13 protein-coding genes and 1 tRNA gene are annotated in these 10,892 nt (G+C 64.8%); 8 read left to right on the forward strand and 6 right to left on the reverse strand.

Annotated features, from left to right (window positions below; all coding sequences use genetic code 11):
* Window positions 1–60 precede the first annotated feature (60 nt).
* Together V6M49_RS17640 and V6M49_RS17645 are read left to right on the forward strand one after the other, a co-directional pair.
* Window positions 61–483 carry a hypothetical protein gene (locus V6M49_RS17640; protein ID WP_332762397.1) on the forward strand — a complete coding sequence of 141 codons (423 nt, stop codon included), beginning with the start codon at window positions 61–63 and terminating at the stop codon, window positions 481–483.
* Between the two features lie 2 nt (window positions 484–485).
* Window positions 486–1,469 (forward strand): IS3 family transposase, encoded by a 984-nt coding sequence (locus tag V6M49_RS17645; protein ID WP_332762399.1) that lies wholly within the window; start codon window positions 486–488, stop codon window positions 1,467–1,469.
* 79 nt (window positions 1,470–1,548) lie between these two features.
* Here the strand turns inward: V6M49_RS17645 and V6M49_RS17650 are convergent, their stop codons facing one another.
* Window positions 1,549–2,040: a YajQ family cyclic di-GMP-binding protein gene (locus V6M49_RS17650; protein ID WP_104061835.1), complete on the reverse strand. Its 492-nt coding sequence runs from the start codon at window positions 2,038–2,040 to the stop codon at window positions 1,549–1,551.
* Window positions 2,041–2,265: 225 nt separating this feature from the next.
* Between V6M49_RS17650 and V6M49_RS17655 the strand changes: the two genes are divergently transcribed.
* The 3 genes from V6M49_RS17655 (at window position 2,266) to V6M49_RS17665 (ending at window position 3,512) form a co-directional block, all read left to right on the forward strand.
* Window positions 2,266–2,520: a hypothetical protein gene (locus V6M49_RS17655; RefSeq protein ID WP_141141292.1), complete on the forward strand. Its 255-nt coding sequence runs from the start codon at window positions 2,266–2,268 to the stop codon at window positions 2,518–2,520.
* A 180-nt stretch (window positions 2,521–2,700) separates the two neighbouring features.
* Window positions 2,701–2,782, forward strand: a tRNA-Tyr gene (locus tag V6M49_RS17660).
* 298 nt (window positions 2,783–3,080) lie between these two features.
* Window positions 3,081–3,512 carry a CBS domain-containing protein gene (locus V6M49_RS17665; protein WP_104061841.1) on the forward strand — a complete coding sequence of 144 codons (432 nt, stop codon included), beginning with the start codon at window positions 3,081–3,083 and terminating at the stop codon, window positions 3,510–3,512.
* A gap of 107 nt (window positions 3,513–3,619) precedes the next feature.
* Here the strand turns inward: V6M49_RS17665 and V6M49_RS17670 are convergent, their stop codons facing one another.
* Together V6M49_RS17670 and V6M49_RS17675 are read right to left on the reverse strand one after the other, a co-directional pair.
* Entirely contained in the window at window positions 3,620–4,603 is a 984-nt protein-coding gene (locus tag V6M49_RS17670) for a LysM peptidoglycan-binding domain-containing protein (RefSeq protein ID WP_332762401.1), read from the reverse strand.
* Between the two features lie 372 nt (window positions 4,604–4,975).
* The gene (locus V6M49_RS17675; protein ID WP_332762402.1) at window positions 4,976–5,710 is read right to left on the reverse strand and encodes a potassium channel family protein; all 735 of its coding nucleotides are present in this window, start codon (window positions 5,708–5,710) and stop codon (window positions 4,976–4,978) included.
* Between the two features lie 71 nt (window positions 5,711–5,781).
* On the opposite strand from V6M49_RS17675, the gene V6M49_RS17680 reads away from it, so the two are divergent.
* A complete protein-coding gene (locus tag V6M49_RS17680) occupies window positions 5,782–6,351 on the forward strand; it encodes an acyl-CoA thioesterase (protein WP_332762404.1) in 570 nt (189 codons plus the stop codon).
* Between the two features lie 18 nt (window positions 6,352–6,369).
* On the opposite strand, the gene V6M49_RS17685 is transcribed toward V6M49_RS17680, so the two are convergent.
* Together V6M49_RS17685 and V6M49_RS17690 are read right to left on the reverse strand one after the other, a co-directional pair.
* Window positions 6,370–7,170: an ABC transporter permease subunit gene (locus tag V6M49_RS17685; RefSeq protein ID WP_332762405.1), complete on the reverse strand. Its 801-nt coding sequence runs from the start codon at window positions 7,168–7,170 to the stop codon at window positions 6,370–6,372.
* The gene (locus V6M49_RS17690) at window positions 7,167–8,120 is read right to left on the reverse strand and encodes an ABC transporter ATP-binding protein (RefSeq protein ID WP_332762407.1); all 954 of its coding nucleotides are present in this window, start codon (window positions 8,118–8,120) and stop codon (window positions 7,167–7,169) included. Before V6M49_RS17690 ends, V6M49_RS17685 begins: the two co-directional genes overlap by 4 nt.
* A gap of 160 nt (window positions 8,121–8,280) precedes the next feature.
* Between V6M49_RS17690 and trxA the strand changes: the two genes are divergently transcribed.
* A complete protein-coding gene (gene trxA / locus V6M49_RS17695; protein ID WP_332762409.1) occupies window positions 8,281–8,727 on the forward strand; it encodes a thioredoxin in 447 nt (148 codons plus the stop codon).
* A 99-nt stretch (window positions 8,728–8,826) separates the two neighbouring features.
* Here trxA and V6M49_RS17700 read toward each other — a convergent pair whose 3' ends face one another.
* The gene (locus V6M49_RS17700) at window positions 8,827–9,105 is read right to left on the reverse strand and encodes a putative quinol monooxygenase (protein ID WP_141141285.1); all 279 of its coding nucleotides are present in this window, start codon (window positions 9,103–9,105) and stop codon (window positions 8,827–8,829) included.
* Window positions 9,106–9,209: 104 nt separating this feature from the next.
* Between V6M49_RS17700 and V6M49_RS17705 the strand changes: the two genes are divergently transcribed.
* On the forward strand, window positions 9,210–10,886 hold the full coding sequence (locus tag V6M49_RS17705) for an AMP-binding protein (RefSeq protein WP_332762412.1): 1,677 nt from the start codon (window positions 9,210–9,212) through the stop codon (window positions 10,884–10,886).
* Window positions 10,887–10,892 lie beyond the last annotated feature (6 nt).

The following is a 10,892-nucleotide window of genomic DNA, read 5'->3' on the forward strand; positions in this document are numbered from 1 at the left end:
CCCTCTCTGTCAGCCTGTCGTGAGACAGATTGTCTTTGCGAGAGGCAGGCGGGGTTGGGCATGACGAAATCGACTGGGAAAGTTCCGTTCCGGACTCTGGAGGAGAAGCTTTGGCTCCTGGAGAAGTACGAGGCTGCTCCACATGGTTCGAAGGGTGCGGTGTTGCGTGAACATGGGATTTCGGCGAATGCCATCAGGGTTTGGGCTTACGCTCGGGATCATGGTGAGTTTGCTGCAACTCCGACGGGTAAGCGGTCGTCGCGTGATGGTGTCATGACGCCGAGGCGGCAGAGCGCCGAGATTGTGCGGTTGCGTCGGGAGCTGGCGAGGGCGCAGGCGGATCAGGAAATCCTGAAGGCGGCGTTAGAGTCCGCGGGAAAAGCGCACGCGCTCTTGGAGAAACTTGCCGAGAGCGCGGAGCCGGCCCCGCTGCAGACGCTATCCGAGAAGAAGCAGTCGCGGGACTCGTCTCCGACGGATTGAGCGTGGTGTCCGCGTGCAAGGTTATGGGCGTCTCGCGGCCCACCTGGTACCGGCACCGGGCGCCGCGGGCGGTGACGCCGGTACCGGTCCCGCAAAAGGAGCGCGTGCAGCCAGCGACTCTTACTGGTTCGGAACGTGCCCGCATCAAGGCCTTCCTGATCGATGAGGAATCCGCGAATCTGAGCGTGTCCCAAGTGTTCTACCGGACCCTTGACCAGGGTGTCTATGTGGCCTCGGAATCGTCATGGCACCGGGTCGCGCGGGCGAGCAAACTTAACGGCGACCGCAGGGTCATGGCCACCCATAAACCAAAGGTGATCCCGGAGCTCTGCGCGTCCCGTCCGAACCAGGTGTGGTCCTGGGATATCACCGTCCTACGCTCGGTGGACCGGGGCCGGAACTTCCGGCTGTATGTCATTCTGGACGTCTTCAGCCGCTATGTAGTGGGGTGGCGGCTGGAGCCCTCCGAGGGGACGCTGGAAGCCTTGGACATGATCACCGATGCCCTGGCCGGGGAGCACTCTAAACCCGAGGTTCTCCATGCTGACAGGGGCTCGGTGATGACCAGCATCGACATGGGTAAGTACCTGGCCAAACTCGGTATCGTCCAGTCCCATTCCAGGCCCCGGGTCTCCAACGACAACCCGTTCTCGGAATCGCAGTTCAAGACCATGAAATACGACCTCGATTACCCACAGCACTTCAGAAGCCTTGAGCATGCCCGGGAGTGGACCACCGGCTTCATTCACGCCTACAACACCGAACACCGCCATTCCGGGATCGGCTACTACACCCCGGAATCAGTGCACGAGGGCACCTGGCCACTGTGCCAAAAACGACGCCAAGCAGCTTTAGACGCCGCCTGGGCAGCGTACCCCCACCGGCACCACCAACGACCCAGAGCACACAAAGTCCACACCGAAAGCTGGATCAACAACCCGCAGAAACGAGCCAACAGAATAGCGAGACTGTCTCAAAGAGGTTGACAAGTTCCGTATTCCGGTAGCGCCGGCGTCTTTTGTCAGCGGCAGAATTTTTGCGCCTCGAAAACGAGGGCTTGGTCCGCTAGCTGCGGAAGTTGACGAACTGCAGGTCCGCCTCGTCGAAGTCCTTCAGCAGCGCCATGACGGACTGCAGGTCATCGCGGGACTTGGAGGAGACGCGGAGTTCGTCGCCCTGGATCTGGGATTTGACGCCCTTGGGGCCCTCGTCGCGGATCAGCTTGTTGATCTTCTTGGCCAGGTCCTGCTCGATGCCTTCCTTGATGGAGGCTTCGAGGCGGAATTCCTTGCCGGAGGGGTAAGGCTCGCCGGTGTCCAGGGACTTCAGGGAGATGCCGCGGCGGATCAGCTTGGACTGGAGGACGTCCAGCACGGCCAGGACGCGTTCCTCCGAGTTCGCCTTCATCAGGATCTTCTCGCCGCTGAATTCGACCTCGGCGCCGACGCCCTTGAAGTCGTAGCGCTGGACCAGTTCCTTCTGGGCCTGGTTCAGCGCATTGGCCACTTCCTGCTTGTCCACTTTGCTTACGACGTCGAACGTTGACTCGCCTGCCATGATTCTCCTTGTGCCGGTGGTTGCCCTGACATTGGCTCTGCAGGGCGTGGATCTCTGCATTCCAGCCTAATACGGATCGCCGGCCTGTGGCGCTGGTGCGGGAGCGGCGCTGTTGTGGATTCGGCGCTGTTCGTGATTCACAGTTCTCTCATAGCGGACGCACTGCGGGAACGAAGCCGGGCAGGCGAGAGTTGAACGAGTTGGAAACAGGTCGAAGGGAAAGCCATGCAACACAAAGCCGTCCGTTACGTCACCCGAACCACCGCCGCAGCTGCGGGCGCTGTCGCCACTGCTGCCACATCAGTCGCCGCTGCAGCCCTGGCAGGCTCTATTATTTTCAGCCCGGTCCCGGATGCCTCGGCCCGCATGGAGGGTGTGAGCGAGGACCTGCTGCGGGCGGTCCAGCTGAACCAGATCACCGAGGAGCAGGCCGTGAAGTTCGAGGCGCGGCTGGCCGGGCGGATTCTCGGCGACGCCTGAGCCGCCGGTTTTCCGCGGAATTGCGGGGCCTCTGACGGCATTTCCAGGGGTCTGCAGCCTCGATTCGATGTTTCGGCAGAAGTTCTGTAAAGTTGTCTTGCCCGCGGTTACTGGAAGCGGAACGGCCCGGAAACGGACGTTCTGAACACTGCAGCCGGGGGTGATCTTCTTTTGAAGTTCGGCAGATTACCCGAGCGGCCAAAGGGGGCTGACTGTAAATCAGCTGGCAACGCCTACGGGGGTTCGAATCCCTCATCTGCCACCCAAGGAAAAGCCTCCGGAACCACCAGGTTCCGGAGGCTTTTTTTGTGCCCGAAAGCCAGAGGCCCCTGCAGCCTGGCACGTCCGCAGCTTCCGTCGGGCTTCGGGGTTTTCCCCGCCGTATGGTCTGTTCCCCGCGGCGTTACACGGGGATTTGACCACGAAGAGGGGAAAAGCAGCGTCGGAAATCAGCCAAGAAACCGTCGTCGACAGCAGCGTTGCCCCCGGCGTAGGCTGGCAGCATCGGCGCATGTGACCCCGATGCCCTGCGTCGATACATCAATCGATGAAGGAGAACCATGAGCGTTGTACGTGAATTTATGACCACGGATGCACAGTGTATTAAGGAGCATCAGTCCCTCGCAGATGCCGCTCGGATGATGTTGGATCTGGATTGTGGATCGCTGCCGATCTGCGGCGATGACGGCAAGTTGAAGGGCATGATCACCGACCGCGACATCGTACTCAGGTGCGTTGCGGCCGATCGTGATCCCCGCGAGATGTTGGCCAGCGAGCTAGCCACCGGCAAGCCCTACTGGGTGGACGCCGATGCCAGCGTTGACGCAGCCATCGAAATCATGGAGAGGCACCAGGTCCGGCGCCTCCCGGTCATCGTCGACCACAAGATGGTCGGCATCATCAGCCAGGGTGACATTGCGCGCAACTACACCGAGGAGCGCGTGGGCGAACTGGTGGAGCACATTTCGGAACGCCACCCGATGTCTGCATAGTCTGACTAATTCCCGCATGGCCTTGTTCGCGGCTCCTTGCCTTGAAGGTTCGGAACCGCGAACAAGCTTTGGAAACCCTGGACCGCCAAACCCGGCCGGACCAGAGCCTAGTTCAGGGCGATCAGGAGCATCTGGTTGGTCCCCGGGATGCACGTCTGCAGGATGGCCCGGGGGAATCCGCCGAATACCGCGATGACATCGTTGGTGGTTCCCGGGTTGGGGACCTGGCCCCGGGCCGTCGCCGTGTATGTCCCGTAGCCCGGAATGCTGACGGTCTCGCCCACGCCGATGCCGGAGAAGCGCGCCCACCCGCCGCAGAAGTCGTGCTCCGTGATGAACAGCGAGTAGCCGTCGTTGGGTGTGTAGTGGATCGGCCCGATGCACGCGTCCACCATGGCCTGTCCGCCGGCGCCCGCGACATAGATGGTGCGGACAGCGGGCGCGGCCTGGACCGGCGCCGGGGCGGGGACGTAGGCCGGAGAAGCAGCAGCGGGTGCCGCCGCAACCGCGGCCGGTGCCGGGGCGAAAACCTCGACGGCGGGCCCCGTCAGCTTCAGCGTCTGGCCCGGGACGATGATGCTGTAAAGGCCCAGCCCGTTCGCGGCCAGCATCGCGTTCGTGTCAACGCCGTACCGGCCCGCGATCCCACCCACCGTATCGCCGGGGACAACTATGTAGAGGTTGGGGTCGCCCGCGGGTGCCGGAGCAGGTTCGGGCGGTGGTGGGGGAGCCTCGGCAGGCGCCGCAGCTTCTGCGACTTCCGGCTGCGCAGTGCCAGTTCCCGCACTGCCAAACTCAACGGACCCAACATAGGGCGCATCCAACGGCACCGCGGCCAAAGGCCGGGCAACGCGCACAACTGGCGACGCCGCCGTCGTGATGGCCTCCGGTGGCGCGGATATCTCTGCCGTGGGGACGGGGCCGGCCAATGCGCCGACTCCGAAGGCGGAAATCACGGCGGCGGTGGCCATGCCGGCCCACAGCTTGTTGCTGATCGTCCCGCTCCTCGGTGCCAGGAGATCGGCCCGCGGGACATCGGTTTCGAAATTTCGGCGGGGTGGTTCGGGAATAGGTGCGGTCAACTGGAACATGGGTGGCCCATCGCAGGTCGGTCCGGCAACAGGGCGGCAGTGGTGCCGCGAGTTCCAATGCAGGACGGATCGAGGAGTGATGCGCTGCGCGGTGCCGTCTATGACGGAACCGCGCACGGAAAGCGCGCATGATGGGAGCGCCCGCATACCCAGAAGATACGGATGCCCCGCTATGAAGCGGCATCATCCACCCCAGCTCGGAGGATGCGCCGGCAACTTTGTTTGGCCCTAGGAATTTCGAGTCTAGGAAGCTGCGCCAGGCACTGCACGAGTAGGCGTTACCTGAATTTTTCCGCCGAATACTTGGCCCCGCGGCGGCGACTACTCGGTGTCCAGCCGCCTGCCCCGCTGGACATTTCTACCGGGACATTCCTACAACGAGGGGCGGTCCCTGAGCTCGGCCACTTCGCGCCGCAGCGCAGCGATCTCCGTGACCAGGCCGGTCAGTTCTGCCCGCAAAGGTTCCTCTATGGACTCCGCGGCAGCTTCCGTGGACTCCTCAACGCGCTGGACCAGCCAGGAAGCGATGGATGCGGTGACCACACCCAGCACGGCGATGCCGCTCATCATGAGGGCCGCGGCAACCATCCGGCCGATCGGCGTCACGGGGTACATATCGCCGTACCCAACGGTGGTGATGGTGGTGATGGCCCACCACAGGGCGTCGCCGAACGTCAGGATCTTGGCGTCCGGGGCCGACTGTTCAACGTCGAGCACCGCCAGCGCGCCCACGAATACCAGGAGCACCGCTGACCCGGCCACGTACGTGACCACCCGGCCCCTGAGGGTTTCGCCGATGGTCCTGTGCAGAACCGACAGCAGCGTGACCAGCCGGAGCAGGCGCAGGGGCCGGAAGAATGGCAGGGCCACGACCAGGAGTTCGTGCAGGTTCCAGAGGAACCAGCGGCGGCGCTCTCTGGCCAGCCACAGGTTCGCGGCGTAATCCAGGGCGAAGATACCCCACGTCAGCCACATCACCGACTCAAGCCATTCCGCGCCGCTGCCGTCGACGCGGCCAATCACCTGCCACGCATAGGCCGCCAGGAACACCAGTGCCGTCCCCATCAGCGGCCACTCGGCGAGGTCCCGGTAGCGTTGTTGCGTCATGCGCCACATCCTACGCGGGAGCGCACAGGAGTCAGGCTTGCCAGTAAGTTACTGATGGGTAACATTGGAGCATGCACCTGCTTCTGCGAACCCTCCTGATGCTGTTCACGTCCGCCCGCCGCTCCACACTGACAATCTGGGACGCGTCGTCCCTGCCGCTGCGCGTCCTTCCCACCGACATCGACATCGCCATGCACCTTAACAACGGCATGTACTTTTCCCTCATGGACCTGGGCCGGTTCGACCTCATGGTCCGCAGCGGCGTATGGAAGACAATGCGCCGGCGCAGCTGGAGCCCTGTGGCGGCGGGGGAGACCATCGCCTTCCGGAAGTCGCTGCAGCTGTGGCAGCAGTACACCATCGAAACAAAGATCATCGGCCTGGATGCCAAGGCCATCTACTTTGACCAGCGCATGGTGTCCGACGGCGAGATTTACGCGCGTGCCTACATCGCCACCCGCCTGGTCAACAAGGGCAGGCCGGTCAGCCAGGAGGAGATCCTGCGCGAGTTCGGCCAGCCCCCGGCGGACCTGGTGCTGCCCGAGTGGATCCACGAATGGCGGGAGACCAACGCCCTGCCCGGTAGCCGGACGCCGGCGCCGCACGTTTGGGACAGCCTCACCCGGGAACGCAAGGCCTGAGCGCCGGTCACCCGGAAGCTACGCGCCGACGTCGCGCCTGTTCACGGCGAACGCGGCCACGGCCACCAGCGCAGCCGAAATTCCCCAGAGCCACCCTGCCGCGGCCCAGTCCGCGCCGTTGGCCACCGGCGAATTCCCGTAAGCCCAGTGGTAGGGGCTCAGGTCCAGCAGCCATTCGACGTCCGCGCTCTGCCGGCCGACGGCGTTGAAGACGTAACCAAGAACGCCGACGGCGGCGCCCGCGGCCAGCCCGTACGTCCGCCTTCCGGACACTGCCCCGGCGCATAATGCGGCCGTACCGCTCAGCAGGGCCAGCCCGGCAAACAGCACCGCTGCGCCGAAGAGGTTCTCGGGCCGGATATTCAGCTGGGCAGAATCATTGAGCAGCCGGACCAGCACAAAAACGAAGGCAGCGAGCAGCACTACCCGCAGGAACAGGGACAGCGCTCGTTCCAGCACCACCTGGACACGGGTCACCCCGTGCGCGAGGGTCAGTTCCAGCTGGCCCGATTCCTCGTCCCCGCCCACCGCGGCGGCGCCCCACCCCACCGAAGCGATGGTCATCAGCAGGAACCCGATCAGCCCGAACAGCGTGGCCTGGGTGTACCCGGGACCGGTGGCGATCTGGTCGTAGTTCAGCGCCTTGGTCATCTCGGCCGGGAGGGCGTCGATCATGTCCTGCATCTGCGCGCTCCCGCCGATGGACGGGTACAGCGGCAGATAGAGGAACGTGGCGGCGGCCAGGCCCGCGGCCCACGCCGCGGTGGAGCGCCAGGAATCAAAGAAGGCCCGGCGGAACAGCGGCAGGGTGGTGCTCATCGGGCGGCCTCCGCCGTGCCGGGCAATGCCGGGTCCGTGGCTGCCGGAGTTGAGTACATCTTGAGCACCGACTCCTCAAGATCCGGTTCCTCCAGCACCAGGTCGGTCAGCTCCAGGGTGCCCAGGGCCCTGACCAGCGGCTGGATGGCACCCTCCACGGTCGCCGAAAAGGTGATGCTGCCGCCGGACTCCAGCACCTCAACGTGCCCGACGCCGGGCACCCCACCCAGCAGCGCGCCGGCGTCGTGCGCTGTTATTCCGTTCGCGGTGAACCGGACCCGGCGCACCGCACCTTCCCGAAGCCCGCTCACGGACTCGACGGCGATGATCCGTCCGTCCCGGAGGATCGCCACGGTGTCAGCGGTCTGCTGGACCTCGCTGAGGACGTGGGAGCTGAGGAAGATGGTCTGGCCGCGGTGCTGCGCCTCGCGGACCATCGCGTGGAATTCCTGCTGGACCAGCGGATCGAGGCCGCTGGTGGGTTCGTCAAGAACCAGGAGCTCGGGGTCGTGCATAAACGCCTGGACCAGCCCGAGCTTCTGCTTGTTGCCCTTGGACAGTTTGCGCGTGTGGCGGTCCAGGTCCAGCCCCAGCCGTTCGGCAAGGCCATCGATCCTGCCCGGGGCCACCGGACCGCTGATGGCCTGGTAGTGGGCCAGGAGCGTCCGGCCCGTGACACGGCCCTCGAGGAACAGCTCGCCAGGAAGGTAACCGATCCGCCGGCGGAGCTCCGGGCCGCCCGCCCGGGGGTCCTTGCCCAGGACCCTGACCTCCCCCGACGTGGGGCGGATGATGTCCAGCAGGCAGCGCATGGTGGTGGTCTTGCCAGCGCCGTTGGGTCCGATCACGCCGAACACGGAGCCTGCCTCGACCGCAAAATCCACCCCGTGGAGCACCTCGCGCCGGCCGAATTTCTTGGTCAGGGACCGGGTGGAGATAGCCTGGGCCATGAACCCTCCTGGATGCGGCAGTCAGCGGCTGATGACCCCAAGGGTAGGCCTCGAAATGCCCGGTGTACACGGCCCCTCGCCGGTATTCCCGATGACGCGGGGAGCGAACAGGGCGCACCCGGCCGGGACATCGGCCTGCGCCTCGCGTACCGTTGAAGGCATGGCTACCGTAGATATCACAGGTGAACAGTTCGCATCGACCATTGAAGGCAACGACATTGTCCTGGTGGACTTCTGGGCTGAATGGTGCGGTCCCTGCAAGCAGTTCGGGCCCACGTACAAGGCCGTGTCGGAGAAGCACTCCGACGTCCTGTTCACAAAGGTGGACACCGAGGCGCAGCAGCAGCTCGCCGCCGAGGCCGGCATCACGTCCATCCCCACCCTGATGGCCTTCCGCGAAAAAGTCCTGGTCTTCTCCCAGCCCGGCGCCCTGAACGCCCAGCAGCTGGAGCAGGTTGTTGACGCCGTCAAGGCCCTGGATATGGACGAGGTCCACGCCCATGTGGCGCGCTCACAGGCGGAAGCCGCAGCAGCCGCGGAAAGCAACCCGGCCACCGCCGGAAAGACGTCGGGTCCTCAGGACGGATCGCAGATCCCCGAGGCTTAAGCGCCCCTGGTTCCTCTGTAAAAAACATCGACTGCTCCGTAAGGGCCCTTTTGAACGTTCAAAACGGCACTTACGGAGCAGTCGATGGTTAAGCGAGGGTTACAGGCGGGCCAGCTGCACGGGCTCGGCCAGCAGCGCGCTCAGGGATTCGTTCAGGTCCTGGACTGCGGTGCCCTTGGAGTGCTTAGCAAGCAGTTCCTCGGATTCCCACTGTTCCGTGAGGACCAGCTTCTCTTCGGTGGCCTCGGTCAGCTCGTAGCGGATGCAGCCAGGTTCGTTCACCACCTCGTCGATGGCGATTTCCAGGGCGAGCTTCACACGGAAGAACTCGCCGTCGTTGGGGATGAACGTTGCCTGCAGGTCGATGGGTGCACTCATGGATTTCACAATACCGGGACTCGGGATGCACGCCCGCCCTGTTTACGCGCGGACACCCTCCTGTTGCGCTTTCATTGCCGGGGGCCAGGCGGTAGCGTGCCAGCATGCGCGCTTACACAGCCGGGGACACTGACGTCCCGCTCCTCGAGGAAACCATCGGCCAGAACTTTGAACGGGTGGTGTCCCGGTTTCCCCTCCACGACGCACTGATCGAGGCCGCGCCGGTCCCGGGCGCTGATGCCCGCCGCTGGAGCTACACGAAAATGAACGACGACGTCGATCGCCTCGCGCGTGCGCTCCTCGCCTCGGGGGTGGCCAAAGGGGACCGGGTGGGCATCTGGAGCCCGAACTGCGCTGAGTGGACGCTGCTGCAGTACGCCACGGCCAAAGCCGGTGCCATCTTGGTCAACGTGAACCCGGCCTACCGGAGCCACGAGCTGGAGTTTGTGGTGAAGCAGAACGGCATGCGGATGCTGGTGGCGGCACCGTCGGACCGGAACAGCGACTACGTGGGGATGGCGCGCCAGGCGCTCGCCGGCTGCCCGGACCTGCGGGAACTGGTGTTCCTGCCGGATTACGGCATGGACGGGCTCGACGCCGGGGATCCCCAAAGTGACGGGGAGCTGACGTACGCCGAGCTGCTCAAGCGGGCTGACGCCGTCGGCCATTCCTCCCTGAAGGCGCGGATGGCGGAGCTGGACCCGCACGATCCCATCAACCTGCAGTACACGTCCGGGACCACGGGCTTCCCCAAGGGCGCAACGCTGACGCACCACAACATCCTGAACAACGGCTACTCCATCGGTGAGCTGCTGGGCTACACCGAGCACGACCGGGTGGTGATTCCGGTGCCGTTCTACCACTGCTTCGGGATGGTCATCGGCAACCTGGCAGCCCTCAGCCACGGTGCGGCCACCATCATCCCCGGGCGCGGCTTCACGCCGGCGGCCGCGCTGGAGGCGGTCCAGGACTTCGGCGGGACATCGCTGTACGGCGTGCCCACCATGTTCATCGCGGAGCTGGCGCTGCCGGACTTTTCCTCCTACGACCTGGCAACGCTCCGCACCGGCGTCATGGCGGGATCGGTGTGCCCCATCGATGTGATGAACCGGGTGATCTCGGAGATGCACATGGTGGATGTGGCCATCTGCTACGGCATGACCGAGACCTCCCCGGTGTCCACCATGACCCGGAACGGTGACACGCTGCAGCAGCGCACCGAGACCGTGGGCCGCACCATGCCGAGGCTGGAAAACCAGATCGTGGACCCCGGCACCGGCGAGGTGCTGGAGCGCGGCGAGATCGGCGAGCTGTGCACCCGGGGCTACGCCGTCATGGCCGGGTACTGGGACCAGCCGGAGAAGACGGCGGAGGCCATCGACGCCGACCGCTGGATGCACACCGGCGACCTCGCCCGGATTGATGACGAGGGCTACGTGGTGATCGAAGGCCGCATCAAGGACCTGGTGATCCGCGGCGGCGAAAACATCTACCCGCGTGAGATCGAGGAGTTCCTGTACAGCCACCCGTCCATCCAGGACGTGCAGGTGATCGGGGTGCCCGATGCCAAGTACGGCGAGGAACTCATGGCCTGCATCATCCTCACGCCCGGCGCGGAACCGCTGGACGCGGCCGCCGTCGCCGACTTCTGCCGCGGGAAACTGGCGCACTACAAGATCCCCCGCTACGTGGACGTCCGCGAAAGTTTCCCCATGACCGTTTCCGGGAAGATCCGCAAGGTGGAGATGCGCGAGGAAGCCGTGGCCCGCCTGGGGCTCTGACAGCAA

Source organism: Pseudarthrobacter sp. (genome assembly GCF_036675385.1).
Taxonomy (GTDB): Bacteria; Actinomycetota; Actinomycetes; order Actinomycetales; family Micrococcaceae; genus Arthrobacter.